The sequence below is a fragment of the Mesorhizobium sp. Cs1299R1N3 genome (genome assembly GCF_037179625.1).
In the GTDB taxonomy this organism is placed as follows: domain Bacteria; phylum Pseudomonadota; class Alphaproteobacteria; order Rhizobiales; family Rhizobiaceae; genus Mesorhizobium; species Mesorhizobium salmacidum.
Genome location: NZ_JAPYKQ010000022.1, coordinates 15,137 through 33,905, shown reverse-complemented (window position 1 = coordinate 33,905; position 18,769 = coordinate 15,137). Strand labels below are relative to the sequence as shown.

The following is an 18,769-nucleotide window of genomic DNA, read 5'->3' as shown; positions in this document are numbered from 1 at the left end:
CTATTCCTGTGCAACGAATTTTCCGTTCAAAAAGGTCGCATGAGGGCGCTCTCTCAAGCGCCCCCTCACCGATGATTACTTTGAGGTTGAGCGAGCCGCCTTAAGCCAGGAGTCGTATTCGCTTCGATGTTTTTCAATCCAGTCATCCACGTGTCTGTCGATATCTGACATCGACTTTTCGCCTTTTTGAATCAACATGTTCTCTTCGGATACGTCATTGACCGGTATGGTTACCAACTCCATCAGCTTGCTTGCAGCGGGGTTTTTGGCAAGGAAATCATTCCGAGCCACAACGCGGATGTTATCGACGGGAAAACCAGTATTTTTGCCGTTCACTGTGGTGTCGGCCTTCTTGCCATCCGGTAGAGAGGTGTAGGGAACTGCTAGGAACTCGACATCTTTGCCGGGTACGAGCACACCGGAAACCCAGTAGGGTGTCCAGGTGTAGTAAAGCACAGGCTTCCCTATCTTCAGGCGTGCAATAGTATCAGCGATGATGGCGTTGTACTCGCCCTGATTGTGAGTGACGGTGGCGCGCAGTTTATACTCGTCGAGTTGGTGTTCGATAATACGCTCGCAACCCCAACCTGGGACGCAGCCCGCAAGATCCGCTTTGCCATCGCCATCGGCGTCGAACAGTGCAGCGACTTTAGGGTCCTTGAGCTGGCCGAGATTCTTGATACCCGAATCATAGGTCTTCTTGTCCACGAGATAGCCCTGAAGCGCTCCTTGGACCAAGTTGCCTACCTTGGTCATGACCTTCGATCCGCCGGCCTCTTCGAAAAAAGACTGATGCAGCTGGTCCCAGCTATCAGTGTAAAAATCAGCATCCCCAGTCCCGACCGCTAGGTGAGCCGTCTGGGCAATCGCTTCTTGTGGATCTGCGACTTTGTATCCAACATCGGTCAGAGCGCGAAGTAGTACTTTGGCGTAAAAGTACTCTTCAAGCACAGGCTCGATGATGGGGCGGACGGTGACGCCTTCGCCGGGCCTGTCGTTCGCCGAGACTGGCTGCGTCAGGAAGACTAACGCCGTTGCGCCCACAATTAAAAGTTGTTTCATTGTCTCACTCCCTTTTCATGTTAGTTACTCAAATGCCCCTATTTTCTTGGGTCAATCAGTTGCGTAACCAGGCCGATTGGACCGGTCCGCCACCAATTCGTGTGACCTTTTTCCCGGCCGGAGCGGCCGAGGCCCTGGGTGATGCGGTCGAGGACGATGGCCAGCATTACGATGCCAAGACCGCCGACGATCGCCTTTCCCGCATCAAGGCGACCCATGGCGCGCAGCACCTCGTTGCCGAGGCCGCGGACCGAGATCATCGACGCGATTACCACCATCGAGAGGCTGAGCATGATCGTTTGGTTCAGCCCGGCGTAGATGGTCCGCGTCGCCATCGGCAGTTCGACCTTGAACATGATCTGGCTCGGGGTCGCGCCGAAGGCCCGGGCGGCCTCCACTACGCTCGGATTGACCGACCGGATTCCGAGCGACGTCAACCGGATCAGCGGCGCGAGTGCGAAGATGATCGTGACGATAACACCCGCGACATTTCCGATGCCGATCAGCATCACGACCGGTACGAGATAGACGAAAGCCGGGATCGTCTGCATCGTGTCGAGGATCGGCCGCAACACGGCCTCGAAGCGGTCGCTCTTGCCTGCAATGATGCCGAGCGGCAGCCCGATCACCACGGCCAGGATCACCGATGCCACCACGATGGCGAGCGTCGTCATGGCGAGCGGCCATGCCTCGGGGGAAAGTAGTCCGAGGACAATGAGCGCCACCCCCACATAGATTGCTGTACGGCGGCCGGCCGCCTGCCAGGCGATCAGCACGATGACGATGAGCATGATCGTGGGCGGAACAGCGTGAAATGCACGCTCTATGGCCTGTATCAGGCTATCGAAGAAGAATTTGAAGGGCTGGATCGCCTCGCGGTGGTCGATCGCCCACTGCTTGATGCCATCGGAATGTTCGGCGATGCCGAGGTCGATGCTCTCGAAGGGGCTAAGCCAGTTGAAGCTCTTCTCGTCGGCCATCAGTGTGTCCCCCGCGCGCTGGAGTTCGTTTCGCCCTGTCCCTGGATGCCCCTGAGGAGGGCGTCCTTAGTGACGACACCGACAACGGCTTCTCCGTCTTTCACTAGGACCGGGTGGCTGGTTCCGATTGAAAGGTCTACTAATGTGTTCAGCTTGTCGTCAGGCCGGGCCACGGGCCAGTTCGCCATGTCATGGCCGGGATGGGCCTCACGATATTGCTCGAGCTGCTGCATGACCTTCGCCGCGGTGACGAGATCGAGCTTTGAGATGCCACCCACGAAAGCGGCGACGTAATCGTCGGCCGGGTTCGTCACGATCTCCTCTGGTGTCCCGACCTGGACGAGGACACCATCTTTCATGATCGCAATGCGGTCTCCGATGCGGATCGCTTCGTCGAGGTCGTGCGTGATGAAGACGGTCGTCTTGTGAAGCTCGGCTGAGAGCTGCATGAAGGTGCCCTGCAACTGGTACCGGATCAGCGGATCAAGCGCGGAGAACGGCTCGTCCATCAGGAGAATGGACGGGTTGGCTGCGATTGCGCGCGCCAGGCCGACGCGCTGCTGCATGCCGCCCGAGAGTTCATCCGGGTATTTCAGGTCCCAACCGGTCAGTTCGACGGCTTCGATCGCCTCTTGAGCCACTTTATGCCGTTTCTCCTTCGGCACGCCACGAACCTCGAGCGCAAACGCGACATTGTCGCGGACATTGCGATGGGGCATCAACGCCATGTTCTGGAACACCATGCCGATCTTTTCTGCGCGGAGCTGCCTTAGCTCCTTAGTGCCCATAGCGTTGACGTTCCGGTCTTCAATGTACACAGCTCCATCGGTGGGCTCGATGAGCCGATTGATATGTCGAATGAGGGTCGACTTCCCGGAGCCGGACAGCCCCATGATGCAGAATATCTCACCGCGGCCAACGCTGAAGCTTGCGTCGCGCACACCAACTATGCAGTCCAGTTCGTCACGGATTTGGGTCTTGCTCAGCTGTCCAGCCTTGACAGCACGGATAGCGTCTTTGGCCCTCGCTCCGAAAACCTTCCAGATTCCCTCGCATCGAATGACGGCCTCTTGAGGCGCTTTGCTCATTCCCTGTTCCCATTGTTATCGTCGTTTCTAGATCACTGCCGAACGACTGGAAGACCACGCTATCGAAAATTCGGCGCCGGCGGAGTCGAAATAATATCAAGCGTCAGGCTACTTTTTCGCCGTGGGGCCGCATAAGGGGATGGGCGCCAGGCGCGAGACTGTCGTCGACCTCGGAAACTTGGAGGCGCAGTCTGGGCTCACCGTTTGCGTGGTCTGGCCGCCGATATATTAGTCGCCGGCGAGCCACGATCGACTTTGGGGTCACCTGGAATCACCTCCTTGCTCGGACGAACTCCATGGCTCTTCCAAAATCCACCTGGCCCATAGGCAGAGGGGCAGAGAAACCCGGTTACCCTATGCGTATATACGGTAGCGAGGGCCGCGCAAAAAAGTATCCTGCCGCGTGACTTTATTTCGACTGCCGGCTGCACAAACCTTCCATATAACGACGAGCCTGAACCCGAACTGGAGCCAGGCCGATGTCGTTCAAAGGCATTATTCCGCCCGTCACCACACCCTATCATGCAGACGGATCGATCGACCGCGACGGCTTCTGTGTGATGGTCGAGCACCTGGTCGCAGCGGCCGTGCACGGCATCATCGTCGGCGGCACGACCGGCGAATACTACGCCCAGTCGCGCGATGAACGTGTCGGCTTGCTGAAGCTCGCCAAAACCGTGGTGAAGGGGAAGGTGCCGCTGATCGCCGGCGTCGGCGCCATCCGCACCGAAGACTGCATCGAATATGCGCTGATCGCCAAAGATCTGAAGTATGACGGCATCCTGATCGGAGCGCCGTATTACGCTGTTCCGACGCAGCTCGAACTGGCAAACCATGCGCTGGCCATCGACAAGGCCGCCAACCTGCCGGTGATGCTCTACAACTATCCGGGCCGCACCGGCACGATGATGGACCTCGAGTTCCTGGACCGGGTCGGCCGCAGCACCAACTTCTGCGCCATCAAAGAGTCCAGCGGCAGCATGAACCAGCTGCACGCGCTGGCGCGCGACTATCCGCATATCGATCTGTTCTGCGGCATGGATGACCAGGCGCTGGAATTCTTCGCCTGGGGCGCCAAGGGATGGGTGTGCGGCGCCGGCAACTGCCTGCCGGCCGAGCACATCGCACTCTATGAAGCATGCGTGATCGAGAAGGATTTCACTAAGGGCCGGCAGATCATGTCGGCGCTGCTGCCGCTGATGCGGGTTCTGGAACAGGGCGGCAAGTTCGTGCAGAGCATCAAGTTCGGCTGCGAACTCGCCGGCCTGCCAGCTGGGCCTGTGCGCAAGCCGATGCGGGGGCTCGACGACGAGCAGAAGCGGGAACTCGAGACGACGATCCGCACGCTCAAAGCGGTCATTTCGTCAATCACTGCAAAATCGCAAAAGGGGGCTTCCGAGAATGTCATCGCTATTAACGCGTGATGAGTACCAGAATCTGGCGGCTAGCCTGCCGCTGCCAACCAATGCGGTGATCGACGGCAAGGCACGGGCGGCACAATCCGGCGATACATTCGAGACGATCAATCCGGCGACCGGCCAGGTGATCGCCAGGATTGCATCCTGCGGTCAGGCCGACGTCGATCTCGCCGTCGAGAAGGCCCGGCTGGCGTTTGAATCGGGCGCCTGGTCGCGCGCGCACCCGAGCCAGCGCAAGCGCGTGCTGCGGCGCCTCGTCAAGCTGATCGAGTGCAACGTCCATGAGCTTGCGGTGCTGGAGACGCTCGAAAGCGGCAAGCCCATCTACGATGTCTCAACCATAGACATTCCTGAGGCCCTGCATTGTCTGGAGTGGCACGCGGAGGCCACCGACAAGCTTTACGGCCAGACGTCACCTTCGGGCGACGACGTCGTGTCGCTGATCGTGCGCCAGCCGCTCGGCGTGGTGGCCTGCGTTCTGCCGTGGAACTTCCCGATCCTGATGCTGGCCTGGAAGATCGGGCCGGCGCTCGCGACCGGCAACTCCGTCATCGTCAAGCCGGCCGAGCAGACCAACATGTCGACGTTGCGGATTGCCGAGCTGGCGCATGAGGCAGGGTTGCCCCCGGGCGTCCTGCAGATCGTCACTGGTCCTGGCGAGATCACCGGCAAGGCGCTCGGCATGCATCCGGATGTCGACATGGTCGCCTTCACCGGATCGACCGATGTCGGCCGAAAATTTCTGGAATATTCCGCCAGGTCCAACCTCAAGCGCATCGTGCTCGAATGCGGCGGCAAGAACCCGTGCATCGTGCTCGACGATGCCGAGAACCTCGACGTTGTCGCTCAGCATGTGACCCAAGCTGTCTTCTGGAACATGGGCGAGAACTGCTCGTCTAATTCCCGCCTTATCGTGCACGAGAAGATCAAGGACCGTCTTATCGAGGCCGTGCTTCACAAGCTAACGGAATGGCCCTTGGGCGAGCCGCTGGATCCGGGCAACCGGCTCGGCGCGATCGTGTCGAAGGAACAGTTCGACCGTATCATGGGCTACATCAAGAAGGGCCGTGCGGAAGGCGCCAAGCTCGTGGCGGGCGGCAATGCACACAAGCAAGGCAAGGGCTATTTCATCGAGCCGACCATATTCGACGATGTGACGCCACAAATGACGATCGCACGCGAAGAGATCTTTGGCCCCGTGCTGTCGGTCATCAAGGTGGCCAACGCCGACGAAGCGGTACGCGTCGCCAACGACACACAATATGGTCTCGCAGCCTCAATCTTCACCGCCAATCTTGGCAAGGCGCATCGCATCGCGCGCGATATCCGCGCCGGCACGGTGACCATCAATTGCTACGGCGAGGGCGACATCACCACGCCATTCGGTGGCTTCAAGCTTTCTGGGTTTGGCGGACGCGACAAGTCGCTTCACGCCCATGACCAGTACACAGAACTTAAGACCATCTGGGCGGACATTTCCGATCCGAAGGTCTCGCGCGTCATTGACTAAGCCGACAGCCACATGAGCCTCCATCAGGCCACTAGAACGCCTGCCGATATCAACCTGTCGGGCTGGTACGGAATTCTACCGCCTCCCAAGGCGCATGAGGTGCTGCGCGGCCGCCACGAGGCCGACTGGGTCATAGTCGGGGGCGGCTACGCCGGCCTCGCGGCCGCGCGGCGCCTCTCACAATTGGTACCGGAAGATCGCATCGTCGTGATCGACGCTCAACGGATCGGCTGGGGTGCTGCGGGGCGCAACTCTGGCTTCATGATCGACCTGCCCCACGAGCTAGGCGGCGAGAACTATGGCGGTAGCCACGGGCACGACCGCAAGCGCATTCGCATGAACCGCGCCGCGATTGAATTCTCAAGCTCGGCGGCGGATGAGTATGGATTGCATCGGTTCTTCATTCGGGCGGGCAAGTTTCATGGAGCTGCCACCGATCACGGCCTTGCTATTCTGCGCGAGTTCGAAAACCACCTAACCGGGCTGGCCGAGCCATTTGAGCAGTTGGACGCGCAGCAGTTGAAGAAAATCACTGGAACCGACTTCTTCATCGGCGGCACTTTCACGCCAGGGACGGTGATGGCTCAACCGGCCGGTTTCATCTGCGGGCTCGCCGAGGGCTTGTCGAGCCGCATCCGGATATTCGAAAACTCTCCAGTCACATCTGTGCAAACTGGCAAACTGCACATTGTCAAGACAGCCGAGGGCGAGATTTCTGCGCCGCGATTGATACTCACGGTCAACGGTCATCTCGAAAGCTTCGGATTCTTCAAGAAACGACTGCTGCATGTCTTCACTTATGCCAGCATGACCAGGCCGCTCGCCAAGAGCGAGCAGGCCACCCTCGGCGGTGAGCTGCATTGGGGCTTGATCCCGGCTGATCCGATGGGGTCGACCATCCGGCGCATCGGCGACCGCATCGTCGTCCGCAACACTTTTACCTACAACTCGGACATGTCGACGAGCGAGAAGCAGATCAAACGGATCGGCGCTGCGCACGACCGCTCGTTTCGGGCACGCTTTCCGATGCTGGGTGAAATGCCGATGGAGTTTCGGTGGGGAGGCCATCTGTGCCTTTCCCTAAACTCGGCGCCGGCGTTCGGAGAAGTCGACGAAAGAGTGTTCGTTGCCGGATGCTGCAACGGTTTGGGAACGGTGCAGGGCACGCTCTACGGGATGCTGACCGCCGACCTTGCCGTCGGCAGCGACGAACCCATGGTCGCGGAGGCCCTGCAGGAGCAAACTCCGGCTCGGCTTTATCCAGAACCGCTGATGTCAATTGGAGCGCCGCTGAAGCTATGGGCGATGCAGAGGCGCGCCGGCCGGGAGCTGTGAAAATCAGGTTGCTCGCTCTTGGGCTGAGACCTCTCTCAACCACGTCCGGAATATCTCGGCGGCGGGAGACAAGGTCCGATTATCATTCCAGGTAAGGGAATACCCCCCGGGAGCAGGCAACTCCAGATCTGTAATCCTGACCAGCTTACCTTCGCTTATCAGCGGCCCTACCAAGCGGTGCCACCCGACTGCAACACCTTGATTTGCCTGGGCGGCCTGCAAGGTCACGAAAAACTTGCCGAACCTGCGGCCACGGGGAGCGCCATGGGGAATTCCCGCACGGCGCAACACCTCATCCCAGTCAGCCCAATCAGGGTCGACCCAGTTGACGTGCAGGAGCGGAAGTTCGGACAGCGACTCTGCTGTGGCATCCCGGTGCATATGGGCAAAGTCAGGGCCGCAGACAGGATAGATAACATCGCCAAAAAGCGGTTCAGTGGTTTCGTCGGGCCACGCACCAAACCCATAGCGGATGCGAAGCTCCACTTCAGCGCGCCGGTAGTCTCGCGAATTATCAGATATGAGATGGTCGACGGCAATGTCAGGATAGCGGGTCCAGAAACCTGGCATGCGCGGGATCAACCACATCGTTGCGAAGGCATCTGAGCAGGCTACTGTCACGTTTTTGGAGCGGTCACCGCGTTTCACGGTTCTGACAACTTCAGAGGCTTTGGAAAAGCCGCTAGCCAGCACAGCGTATAAATCTTCCCCAGCACTGGTGAGGATGACGCCGCTTCCCAATCGGACAAATAATGGAACGCCGATTTCCTCCTCGACGGCCTTGATCTGCCGACTAACCGCGCCTGGCGTCACGTTGAGCTCGGAAGCCGCCAGCTTGAACGACAGGTGCCTGGCGGAAGCCTCGAACACTGCCAGCGCAGTCAAGGAGGGTAGGTCGTAATAGCGGCGAACCATCTCGAACTCCAAACATCGCGATGATCGCGCGCCGCGCTACCTTAGGCAAGAGGCGGTCAGCCGCGCACCTCGCGGCAATGCAAAAGCTGCATTGCTGCTGATAACGCCGCTAACTCCAAGGCAATTTTACCCATGACAGATACGGTGAAGATGCAGGCCACCCTACGCAGTTTACGACGCCATTCCATCATTATCCGACGTTTCCCACCATGATAAGCCCGTGAGATGTAAGTGCCGGCAAACCAACACAGGAGAAGTGACACTTTTGCTGGCTTAGGGCACAGTTCACAGAATATAAGCCACTTCCGTCAAGAGTGGCTCGCGGCATCGAGGAGAAAACCGCAGTGATAACAGGAGCGGCCGGAGGTGTCGGGCATGCGCAACTGCTATCGTGTGATTGCGGGCGCCGCCGACCAAGGCTGGCTTGGACTGGCTCAAGGCCGAGCTCAAAAGAAACAGGCGGACTCTCTCGAGCAAGGCCAGGATTTCAGGGACAAGGCCTATTGCGAGGATCTGGTCGATTATGCCGTCCAGGCCGTCGGGCGGCTGGACGTGCTTCTCAACAAGGCCGGGATCATTTCTAGGGGGCAACATCGCCGAGAAGACTGACGAGAATTTGGGAGCGGACGTTCGACAACAATCTCACGTCGATTTTCTGCGTGAAGGGCAAGGCGGCCGCGCGATTGTGAACATCGCATTTTGCTGGGCACTCTCCCGGCTCCGGACACACGGCCCATTGCGCCAGCAAGGCGGCCGCGGCGGCATTCAGGAATGTTTTTTGCCGCGAGCATGTCGGTAGCGGGATACGTGGATGCCGTGTGCCCAACGCGGTCAACGGCAATAGCGGAGCAAGACGGCCCCGCTCGGGCGCATTGCCGCCAGGCCCGGAATCGGCGCCGGTATCACGCAGCGTTCGCGGAGGAAGGCGGTTGCGATTGTGAAGGGGAACCGCCGCCTGAGACGTGCTCAACGAGAGCGTCATCTACGAGACGCCGGATCTTCGAACTCCGCGCATATTGCATCGGCCGTCCAGACTGTCGTCGAGCGCTTCGGCGGCTCGGACATCATCGTCAACAACGCCGGCATCTTGTTCGAGAAGACGGTCGACGACATAACCGAGGCGGACTGGGCCTAGATGATGGACACTAACCTCAAGGCCCTGCTCGTGATGCACCCATTCGGACGTCTGGGCGACCCGGGGGATGTCGGTAATCCGGCGGTCTGGCTTGCCTCGGAAGAAAGTGCCTGCGTGACCGGTCGGGTTTACGTCACCTACGGGGGCCGCATCACAAGCTATCCCTGCCTATCGCATAAACAGGCGAAGCCCTTATAAATCTGATCCGACAAAGCAGGATCCATTGCGTCCAATGCGTCCGGCGGGGGGCGAAGAAAACCTAGTGCTCGCAAAGTCATCGCTCCGATGATTGGGCCGACCGACATCGGCACCGACAAGCTGAAGCACGCCAGCAATAAGCTCTCGCCTAAGTTTTCTTTCAGAAGTCTCTTTAGAGTCAAGCGCACTCTAAAATCCCCAATCTTTGCCCTCTCCGTTGACAAGGGATTTATTTTCCGCGGAGCTTTAGTCAACAGCCGCGTGAGACTTTTGCAGTAGGTCGAATCCCACAGCGATGGCAATGTCGGGACGCGTTCGAGTTCAATCTGTGGAATTCCTGGAGACCGGCATGACTGCTCAACTACAAGCCTCCCGTAGAGGAGGACGGGAAGCGCGGCGGACGATCCGCACGGCGCCAAAGATCGACATGCTGCCGACGCTTAAGCGCGGCTTGCCGGTGGTAGAGCCAATGGATGCCGAGCAGGTCGAGCGCATCCACGAGGCTTCTCTTGCGATCCTCGAGGACGTGGGCGTGGTGTTTCGCGATCCGATCGCGATCGAGGACTGGAAGAGGGCAGGCGCCGACGTGCGTGCCGATGACCGCGTATACCTCGACCGCGGGCTCGTCATGGAACTTATCAAGACCATTCCTCCCAAAATCGAATATTTTGCGCGCGACCCGGCAAAGAATGTCAAGCTCGGCGGACCGAATTCCATTTTCGTGCCGATGACCGGCGCGCCCTATATGCGTGACCTCGATGATGTCAGGCGTGGGCCGACCATCGCCGACCTCGGCACCTTCCATAAGCTCGCGCACATGATGCCGGCACTCCATTCGTCCGCCCATCATATCGTCGAGCCGATGGATCTCGTCGTTGCGCACCGGCACCTGCACATCACCTATTCATCGATGAAGCACTCCGACAAGATCTTCATGGGCATGACCACCTCGCCCAAGAATGCCGAGGACGTACTCGACATGTGCGAGGTTCTCTTTGGCAAGGACTTCCTCGAGACCCACGCGGTCACGACCGGCAATTGCAACGGCAATTCACCGCTCGTCTGGGACCAGGTGATGCTGGGCGCTATGCGCGCCTTCTGCCGGCGCAACCAGCCGGTGCTGTGCTCGCCTTTCGTTCTCGGCGGGGCCAACACGCCGGCTTCCACCGCGGCGGCTGTCGCACAGTTGAACGCCGAGGCGCTTTCGGCGCTCGCCTATACCCAGGTCATCCGCAAGGGCTGCCCGGCGATCTATGGGCATTACCTTTCGACGGTGTCGATGCAGTCAGGCGCCCCGATGGCAGGAACGCCCGAGATCTCGTTGATGAATTTCATGATCGGCCAGATGGCCCGCCGGTACAATGTACCGTGGCGCACGTCGAACTTGCTCGGCGGAGCCAAGGTATTCGACGCGCAGGCTGGCTATGAGAGCGCCATGACCATGATGGCGGTGCTGATGTCGGGCGCCAATTATATCTGGCATTCGGCAGGCTGGAACGAAGCCGGCATGCACTGTTCGATCGCGAAGTTCGTCGTCGACGCGGAGGTATGCGACATGGGCTATCGCATGACAAAGGGCATCCAGTGGGACGACTTCGACGAGGCCCTGGCTGCCGTGCGGGATGTTGGCCCGGGCGGCCACTACCTTGGCCATCCGCACACGCAGGCCAACTTCGAGCGGGCCTTCTTCATCCCGAAGCTCTTCGACAACAACTCGATCGAACAGTGGAAAGCCGATGGTTCCAAGGACATCAAGCAGCGGGCTCTTGAACATGCCCGTCGGCTGCTGGCCGACTATGAAGAGCCGACGCTCGACATTGCTAAAGACGAGGAGCTGCGCGCTTATATCGACCGGCGATCTCGTGAGATCCCCGCCGTCGACGCGCTGAACGAGGAATACTGAGTATGCGCATCGATCGGATCAACGTCTACACGGCGCAGTTGCCCGTCAAAGGCGGAGCCTATCGCATGGCGAGCGACGACGTGGAGACGCTCGATAGTACCCTTGTCGAAATAGTTGCGAACAACGGTTTGATGGGTTGGGGCGAAACCTGCCCGATCGGCCCGGTCTACCAGCCGCACCACGCGCTCGGGGCCCGTGCGGCAATTGCCGAGATAGCGCCGGGCCTCATTGGTTCCGAGATAGCTTCGATCAGGCTGCTGGCAAAGCGGATGGACGAGCGCCTGAACGGACATGGCTATGCCAAGGCTGCGCTCGACATGGCCATTCTCGACCTCCTCGGACAGAAGCTCGGCGTGCCGGTCTCGACTCTGCTGGGCGGTGCTTTGACCGACCGCGTGCCGGCCTATTATTCGCTGATCGTCGGGTCGCCGGACGAGACGGCGAGGATTGCCGCCGACAAGGTGAAGGCCGGTTATCCGCGCCTGCAGGTCAAGATCGGCGGGCGCAACCTGGAAGAAGACGTCGCCGTCGTTCACAAGGTCTGGGAAGCGGTTGGCTACAAGGCGCGCATCGCGGTCGACGGCAACCGGGGCCTGACGGTCGCTGCCGGGATCCATCTCGACCGGCTCTGCCAGGCGATCCCGTTCGTTTTCGAACAGCCCTGCAACACCATGGATGAGATCGCGACGCTGAAAGGTCGCGTGACACATCCCGTCTATCTGGACGAGAGCACCGAAGACCAGAACGCGGTGCTGAGGGCAATCTCCATGGGCATCGCCGACGGTTTCGGCTTCAAAGTGACGCGCCTCGGTGGCCTCACCAAGATGACAGCAGTGCGCGACCTGTGCGCCATACGCTCGCTTCCGCACAGCTGCGACGATGCCTGGGGCGGCGATATCATCGCGGCGGCCTGCGTTCATCTCGCGGCGACCGTGGAGCCGCGTCGCATGGAGGGGGCCTGGATCGCGCAGGAGTACATCAAAGGCCACTTCGACGCGAAGAATCCGATCATTATCGACAAGGGCCACATCGCCGTGCCGCAGCGGCCGGGCTTGGGCGTCAAACCAGAACCCGGCATGTTCGGCAAGCCGGTCGCGATATTCGGACCCTGATGAACGCGCCAGCTAATCTTGCCGCCATGAAGTCGCTGGCCACGCCGGAGATTTCGGCGATGGCCGACCGGCCGTTTGATGTGGTCGTTCTTGTCCTGCCGGGGTTCTCCCACCTGGCGCTTCACGCCTACATGGAACCGTTCCGTCTCGCCAACACCGTATCGAGATTGCCGCTTTTTAGATGGCGTATCGCTGGCTTGGGAGCGGGCCTGGTCGAAGGCGCCAACGGGCTCGCAGCTCCTGTCGATGTCACCATCGACGATCTGGCTTCCCACTTGGACGATCATAGACCTGGCCAACTCGCAGTTGTTGCAGGCGAACCGGTAGAGCGGCAACTGACGCCACAACTTAATGGATTTTTGCGGCTGATGGCCCGTCGTGGAGTTGCTATATCTGCCTTCGGAACCGCGACATGGCTGCTGGCGCAGACCGGCCTTTTGACAGGTACGCGCTGCACGATCCACTGGTCGCGGCTTGCTGCCTTTTCCGAAGTGTTCAACCAGCCGCGCATACGCGACTCTCTCTTTGTAAAAGATGGGCAATTTTCGACCTGCGCCGGCGAGTTGGCAGGGTTTGACCTCGCGGTCGACCTTATCGCAACGCAGGCGGGCGCCTTCATCGCACAGGAAGTCTGCAGGCATGCGACGGTGGACGGGCAGCGTTCTGGTTCGAACCGTCAGACAGGCCCTTCGGGCATCGCCTTCGCTGGCGTGAGCGAAAGTCTCGTCGCAGCCATCAGGGTGATGGAAGAGAATATCGAGTCTCCGATAGCAATGTCAGACATATCGAAGCGCATTGGTGTTTCAAGACGCCAGCTAGAGCGGCTCTTTGGGACATATGTGGGTACCACGCCCGCCAAGCACTATCTGAGTCTGAGAGTCGATCACGCAAAGCGGCTGATCGAAGGCACCCGGCTGCCTCTGGTCGACGTAGCGATGGCGAGCGGCTTCGTCTCCTCGTCGCATTTCTCGAAATGCTTCAGGAACCTACACGGAGTCTCACCGCAACAGCTTAGATTGACCGTACCCGCGTGGATCGGTCGAGGGCTCGGCTAAGGCTCCTCGGCGAGCGGGGTATGCTCCTCGATGGGACTTGGCGCTCGCCTGGACGTCTAGCCGAATATACCTGTCGAATGCTCTGGGGTCGCAAGACCTCCACCGGGCTATCCACAGGGAGCAATCCAATCCCGCTTTATGCGATTGGCTTCCTCGTCTGTCCTCGGATCTTCCACGATCACCCGCACGGGTCGGCTAGCAAGCTGCTTCCGCTCGCTCATCACTTCGCAGTATCGTCACCGGCGCCGGGCAACGACGAAGCTCTCGACCGGGAATTGACCTGCTCCAGACAGAGCCTCAGATGTCGGATCTTGCCACCTGATAGAACAAGGCCGAAGTGGAGTCGCATCTCCTGGACCGCGTTTCTGACATTCAGTCTGACACCGTGCCGCCAAGGCAATTGCGCGCCCCGCAAAGCCGCCGAAGCAGGGCAAGAGTGGGGGCAGCCTAGGGCCGCGCAGGCTGGCCATGGGGTCGAGCCGCTAGAAGATGTGCCGGCGAGGCTTTGTCGTGCCGACACCGAACAGACACTGCTCGACCTTGAATTGTCACAGTCGCACAGAACATTGCGCGGTGATTGACGAGCGGGTACCGCCGCCAAAGTGAGAGTTTAACAAGTTGGGAGGAACGAATGAACGCGGAGGATTTCAGCAGCTCCATTTTCGTGAAACGTGCGACCTACATCGTACAAGAGATTGCGGGCCTTGCGGACGCCATCGATTTCCTCAATGACTGGCCTGAAGAGCAAAGGGACCTCATGCACCAGACTGCCCTTCGGGCATGCTATGATGCAGATGACGGGCACAATCCGTAAGCGCTGCGCACCACGCTTTTCTCGTCTTCACCAGGCGCGTCGACATTTTGGAAGATCCGATATTCGCCATGCAGTGGATCGCTGCCTGCAAAAAGCTGCGGGCGTAGCTGTGGTTTTCGGGGTGGATGAACTGCCGTCGCCCCTGGAGGTTATCGCCGCTATATTCATTCCAGACAAATAGATTAAGCTCTCAACCTTGCGAGCAAATCGCAAAATTCAAGCAGAGCACGAAGCGGTCAGCGCGTATGGCGACCGCCTGGCGCAAATCAAGGCTGAGCTGTGGAGTACGGCTCTACCCTCCGGGTGGGCTAGAAGGCTACCGAGCGGCCGATACCGCACGGCTTCGGGTGAGGGAAGATCTGGCTTGAACAGATTTGAGCGGCCAGTCGTAGTTCAGGTCAGCGGTCACGGCACAGAGCGTGTGGTGGTCGAGGTCAATGACGCGGCCGCTATCTTGCTGCGGGAACTCCCTCGTCAAACCGAAAAGCGGAAGGCAGCGATGGACGCTTGTCTGCGGGTATTGCGTGGCGAGAGCCATCCACCAGCCGCCCGCAGAGCATTTGTCGCAGCCGCGCTCGAAGCAAAGATACCGCGCGGCGACTGAGAATCAGGACTCTATTTCTCCGTTCATCCTCTTCGCCGCGCTACCTGCGCGAAGGGCGACAACTTCCGAACTCTGTGATGCGATCCGCCATCCGCCAGGACCTCCTGCGGGAAAGCCCTCGTGGCAGCGTGTGGGCTGCCCATAGGGATGGGGAGGGGCGTTTCACCGGCTGGGAAGAGCGCGGTCCTGAGTGGCGCGGCTTCGCGACCGGGGGCGCCAAGGTGCTGTTCCAATTCAGCTCCTGCGATGCCCCGCGCCTGTGCGTCACCGAGGCGGCGACCGACGCCATGAGCCTTGCGGCGCTGGAGGGTGAACGGTGCGACAGCCTCTATCCGACTGCTCGTAGCCCCGAAAGGTGTGGTGCTGATCGCTGCGACCGACACAATCCCCAAGGCGAGGTTTACGCCGATCGCCTTGAAGCGCTCGCCGGTGGGGCTGGCTGCGGCTTCGAACGTCTTCGGCCGCGCGAGGAGGACTGGAATGCTGAACTGAAGGCCAAGGGTGATGAGTAAGCCAAAGGCAGGAAGGAGAGAGGAGGAAGACCGCGGCTGCCGCATGCCCGCCGGCCGCGTCAAGGGTGAAGCTTTCGCCCGGCTTTGCCGGCCCTTGACCCACCGGGACGGAGAGGCCGCCGCGGAGGCGGTCACGTGGTGCCATTCTACCCTTCGATGACTCTTGCGAATGCGACAAGCGGACCAAAAAACGTCCACTTGAGGCTAAAGACTTTGCGGCAAAGCTTCCGAAAAAGGAACTGAGCCTCTTTTGCGTAGACATGGCTGGGGTTCTTGGAAGCTTTTCGAACTTTCTCGTCGCGCCCCAGCCTGAGTTGCGTGCGCTGATGGGAAGAATTCGGATATCAAAATCGGTTCTAGGGAGAATTTGACGAGGTATGGAGTCTTCTTGGACGGGGCCTTCCGCCCGGCTACCTGATTGAAATCAGATGCTGGAGGTAGCTCACCATCTTGTCGGTTGCCGACGAGTACCCCGACTGTTTCGTCAAAAAAAATGTTTCGACAAGCGGCGCATCCTCGACAAATTCCTTAATCACCAGGTTGGGTAGCTCAGCGTTGCGCACACATGATGGATAAAGCGTGATGCCAAGGCCTGCGGCGACCATGCTGAAGATGGTGGCACCATCCTGCGCCTCAAGCGCGATCCTCGGCACGAACCCCGCAGTTGCGCAGAATGCTTCCACGGTTGGCAAGTATAGCTCCCAGCCCTCGCGATCCCCCATAATGAAAGACTCTTCAGCTAGATCGCTCACTGAGATACGATCTTGTTGCGCCAGGCGATTGTGTCGGTTGATCACGGCAACCAACGGCTCTTGCGTGAACGGCCTTACTTTTATGTTGCCCTGAAAGCGGTGCCTCACGGCAAAGCCAACATCGATACGATTGGCGTTAAGATCGGTCGACTGTGCGTCAGATCGATGACGTTTTAAGCTGACTTTCACAAGCGGATGAGTCCGCTTGAATTCAGCAAGGAGGGGTACCATAGGACCGTGGATCGCAAAATCCATGTAGCCAACTCGCAGTTCGCCGGTGAGGCCGATCTCTGCCTCTTGCGTGAGCTGAACCGCCCTTTTCATTTGAGCGAGCGTATAGTGCGCTTCCGCCAGAAAGACTTTGCCGGCCAGGGTGACATGTGTCGATCGAGTCGTCCGGTCTAGAAGCTGCACGCCGAGCTTGGCTTCCAGCATGCTGATTGTCCTGCTTAAGGCCGGCTGGGCAACGTTAAGCCGCTTCGCAGCACCAACGAAGCTTAGCTCCTCTGCAACAGCCACAAAGGCACGAAGCTCCCTCATTTCAAGGGACGGAGATGCCATCCTAGTGTCCATACGAATACGATGCCGACTGCCGCTTATATCCCCCAACTCATAACAAATTCAATAACAATCGGTGCCCAAGTTGTATTGGGATGCCGATAATTCGGAAGCTAGAGTGGCGATGTTGAGATGCGATCGCCCGGACGAGAAACCCACAAGGGAACCGCCGTTGACGGCCGCCAAAAGCCAATGGGAGCTAACGATGGATTTTGGAGATTCGAGCAAAAGGCCGTTGCTCAAGCTTGATCGCAGAGCTTTGCTCCGTGGATCTGTAGGCCTCGGCATAGCCGGAGCTGTTGGCCGCATTGGACTCCCGACAACGGCCTTTGCTCAAACGCCGCGACGCGGCGGCAAATTTGTAGCCGGGGTCAAGGGTGGTTCGACGACCGATACGGTTGATCCTACGAATATGCCTTCCTCGGTCCCGCTGTTTGTTTCCTATCAGCTTGGCAACAGGCTGCTGGAGCGCACTACGGATGGAAAATTGGCCAGCGAGCTGGCTGAGAGCTGGGAGCCTGGCGACAACGGAAAAACCTGGACCTTTATCCTGAGAAAGGACGTCACCTTTCACAGCGGCAAAGCGTTCACCGCCAACGATATGGCCTACTCGCTCAACCGTCACCGCGGCCCTGACACGAAGTCGGGCGCCGCCGCCCTCATGAAGGCAATCAAGGACATCAAGGTGGACGGCTCTCACCAATTGACCGTGACCTTGTCTGCCCCCGACGTCAACTTCCCGTACCTGATGACCAATGCGGCGCTGATTGCTCAACCTGAAGGAGAAGATCCCGCCAAGGGAATCGGAACGGGACCGTTTATCCTTGAGTCGGCACAACCAGGCGTCCGCTATAACTTTAAGCGGAATCCGAAGTATTTCAGGCCAGAGCAGCCACTGTTCGACGAGCTTGAGATTCTGGTGATCAATGATGATATGGCCCGGGTGTCCTCACTCCTAGCCGGCTCAACGCACTTTGCCTCGGAACTCACACCGAACATTGTCGGGCGGCTAAAGAGCTCCCCGTCGATCAAGATCGACGTAGCGGATACAACCACGTTCAACTATTTCGTGATGCAGACGAACAAGGCGCCATTCGACAATCCCGACTTACGGCTAGCACTCAAATATGCGGTTGATCGGAATTTGATCTTAAAAACAACGCAGGCGGGATACGGCACCATCGGCAACGACAATCCGATCAATTCGATCTATCCGCTTTATTCCGAACTGCCTCAGCACACGTACGATCCGGATAAGGCCAGCTTCTACTACAAGAAGTCTGGCCAAAGCGGGGCGATCGATCTCTACGTGTCCGAGTCCGTGTTCCCCGGAGCGGTCAACGCCGCAGAACTCTTCCAGCAATCAGCGGCCAAAGCTGGCATTACTATCAATCCAAAGCGTGTACCGGCCGACGGTTATTGGAGCGACGTCTGGATGAAAAAGCCTTTCTGCGCCTCCTATTTCGGCAGCTTAGCCACAGAAGATCAGGCTTTTACCCAACCATTCGCAAGCGACTCTCCATGGAACGACGGTAACTGGTACCGGCCGGCGTTTGACAAGCTTCTCGTCCAGGCCAGGTCAGAACTTGACGTCGAAAAGCGCAAGTCTCTCTATCATGATGCTGCAAAAATGGTTCAGGAAGACGCGGGCCACATAACCTTGATGTTTTCAACATCCATCAATGGGCTAGCGAAGACCGTCCAGGGTTTCGTGGGAAATCACTTTCACGGCGAGGCGAAGAATTTCGCGCGTTGCTGGCTCGAGGTTTAATAATGACGCTTCTCCGCGCTCGAAATATTTTGAGCGCACGGAGGTTT

The 18,769-nt window shown here is 59.0% G+C and carries 18 protein-coding genes; 13 read left to right on the top strand and 5 right to left on the bottom strand.

Features of this window, described 5'->3' with window-relative positions:
- Positions 1–75: 75 nt before the first annotated feature.
- Genes proX through O7B34_RS28820 form a run of 3 tightly spaced genes read right to left on the bottom strand, consistent with a single transcriptional unit; the run spans position 76 to position 3,130 of the window.
- Entirely contained in the window at positions 76–1,062 is a 987-nt protein-coding gene (gene proX / locus O7B34_RS28830) for a glycine betaine/L-proline ABC transporter substrate-binding protein ProX (RefSeq protein ID WP_337149200.1), read from the bottom strand.
- A gap of 38 nt (positions 1,063–1,100) precedes the next feature.
- Entirely contained in the window at positions 1,101–2,042 is a 942-nt protein-coding gene (locus tag O7B34_RS28825) for an ABC transporter permease (RefSeq protein ID WP_337149199.1), read from the bottom strand.
- Positions 2,042–3,130, bottom strand: a complete 1,089-nt coding sequence (locus tag O7B34_RS28820; protein ID WP_337149198.1) for a quaternary amine ABC transporter ATP-binding protein — start codon at positions 3,128–3,130, stop codon at positions 2,042–2,044. The genes O7B34_RS28825 and O7B34_RS28820 overlap by 1 nt, the downstream gene beginning before the upstream one ends.
- Before the next feature lie 479 nt (positions 3,131–3,609).
- Between O7B34_RS28820 and O7B34_RS28815 the strand changes: the two genes are divergently transcribed.
- Genes O7B34_RS28815 through O7B34_RS28805 form a run of 3 tightly spaced genes read left to right on the top strand, consistent with a single transcriptional unit; the run spans position 3,610 to position 7,393 of the window.
- Positions 3,610–4,554 (top strand): dihydrodipicolinate synthase family protein, encoded by a 945-nt coding sequence (locus O7B34_RS28815; protein ID WP_337149197.1) that lies wholly within the window; start codon positions 3,610–3,612, stop codon positions 4,552–4,554.
- A complete protein-coding gene (locus O7B34_RS28810; protein ID WP_337149196.1) occupies positions 4,532–6,058 on the top strand; it encodes an aldehyde dehydrogenase in 1,527 nt (508 codons plus the stop codon). Before O7B34_RS28815 ends, O7B34_RS28810 begins: the two co-directional genes overlap by 23 nt.
- Positions 6,059–6,070: 12 nt before the next feature.
- Positions 6,071–7,393 (top strand): NAD(P)/FAD-dependent oxidoreductase, encoded by a 1,323-nt coding sequence (locus O7B34_RS28805; protein WP_337149195.1) that lies wholly within the window; start codon positions 6,071–6,073, stop codon positions 7,391–7,393.
- Positions 7,394–7,396: 3 nt separating this feature from the next.
- Here O7B34_RS28805 and O7B34_RS28800 read toward each other — a convergent pair whose 3' ends face one another.
- Complete coding sequence (locus tag O7B34_RS28800; protein ID WP_337143746.1) at positions 7,397–8,308, bottom strand: LysR substrate-binding domain-containing protein; 912 nt, start codon at positions 8,306–8,308, stop codon at positions 7,397–7,399.
- 366 nt (positions 8,309–8,674) lie between these two features.
- On the opposite strand from O7B34_RS28800, the gene O7B34_RS28795 reads away from it, so the two are divergent.
- From O7B34_RS28795 to O7B34_RS28765, 9 genes are all read left to right on the top strand, one after another.
- A complete protein-coding gene (locus O7B34_RS28795; protein WP_337149194.1) occupies positions 8,675–8,917 on the top strand; it encodes a hypothetical protein in 243 nt (80 codons plus the stop codon).
- Between the two features lie 262 nt (positions 8,918–9,179).
- The gene (locus O7B34_RS32260; protein ID WP_442921013.1) at positions 9,180–9,443 is read left to right on the top strand and encodes an SDR family NAD(P)-dependent oxidoreductase; all 264 of its coding nucleotides are present in this window, start codon (positions 9,180–9,182) and stop codon (positions 9,441–9,443) included.
- A complete protein-coding gene (locus tag O7B34_RS32255) occupies positions 9,444–9,641 on the top strand; it encodes an SDR family oxidoreductase (protein WP_442921011.1) in 198 nt (65 codons plus the stop codon).
- Between the two features lie 349 nt (positions 9,642–9,990).
- On the top strand, positions 9,991–11,544 hold the full coding sequence (locus tag O7B34_RS28790) for a trimethylamine methyltransferase family protein (RefSeq protein WP_337143749.1): 1,554 nt from the start codon (positions 9,991–9,993) through the stop codon (positions 11,542–11,544).
- A 2-nt stretch (positions 11,545–11,546) separates the two neighbouring features.
- The gene (locus O7B34_RS28785; protein WP_337149193.1) at positions 11,547–12,656 is read left to right on the top strand and encodes a mandelate racemase/muconate lactonizing enzyme family protein; all 1,110 of its coding nucleotides are present in this window, start codon (positions 11,547–11,549) and stop codon (positions 12,654–12,656) included.
- Positions 12,656–13,711 carry a GlxA family transcriptional regulator gene (locus tag O7B34_RS28780; protein WP_337149192.1) on the top strand — a complete coding sequence of 352 codons (1,056 nt, stop codon included), beginning with the start codon at positions 12,656–12,658 and terminating at the stop codon, positions 13,709–13,711. The genes O7B34_RS28785 and O7B34_RS28780 overlap by 1 nt, the downstream gene beginning before the upstream one ends.
- Positions 13,712–14,342: 631 nt before the next feature.
- Positions 14,343–14,525 (top strand): DUF982 domain-containing protein, encoded by a 183-nt coding sequence (locus O7B34_RS28775; RefSeq protein ID WP_337149191.1) that lies wholly within the window; start codon positions 14,343–14,345, stop codon positions 14,523–14,525.
- 421 nt (positions 14,526–14,946) lie between these two features.
- Complete coding sequence (locus O7B34_RS32250) at positions 14,947–15,129, top strand: DUF982 domain-containing protein (protein WP_442921012.1); 183 nt, start codon at positions 14,947–14,949, stop codon at positions 15,127–15,129.
- Positions 15,130–15,206: 77 nt separating this feature from the next.
- A complete protein-coding gene (locus tag O7B34_RS28765; RefSeq protein WP_337149188.1) occupies positions 15,207–15,641 on the top strand; it encodes a DUF3991 and TOPRIM domain-containing protein in 435 nt (144 codons plus the stop codon).
- 410 nt (positions 15,642–16,051) lie between these two features.
- Here the strand turns inward: O7B34_RS28765 and O7B34_RS28760 are convergent, their stop codons facing one another.
- The gene (locus O7B34_RS28760; protein WP_337149228.1) at positions 16,052–16,933 is read right to left on the bottom strand and encodes a LysR family transcriptional regulator; all 882 of its coding nucleotides are present in this window, start codon (positions 16,931–16,933) and stop codon (positions 16,052–16,054) included.
- A gap of 190 nt (positions 16,934–17,123) precedes the next feature.
- On the opposite strand from O7B34_RS28760, the gene O7B34_RS28755 reads away from it, so the two are divergent.
- A complete protein-coding gene (locus tag O7B34_RS28755; protein ID WP_337149187.1) occupies positions 17,124–18,722 on the top strand; it encodes an ABC transporter substrate-binding protein in 1,599 nt (532 codons plus the stop codon).
- The last annotated feature ends 47 nt before the right edge of the window (positions 18,723–18,769 follow it).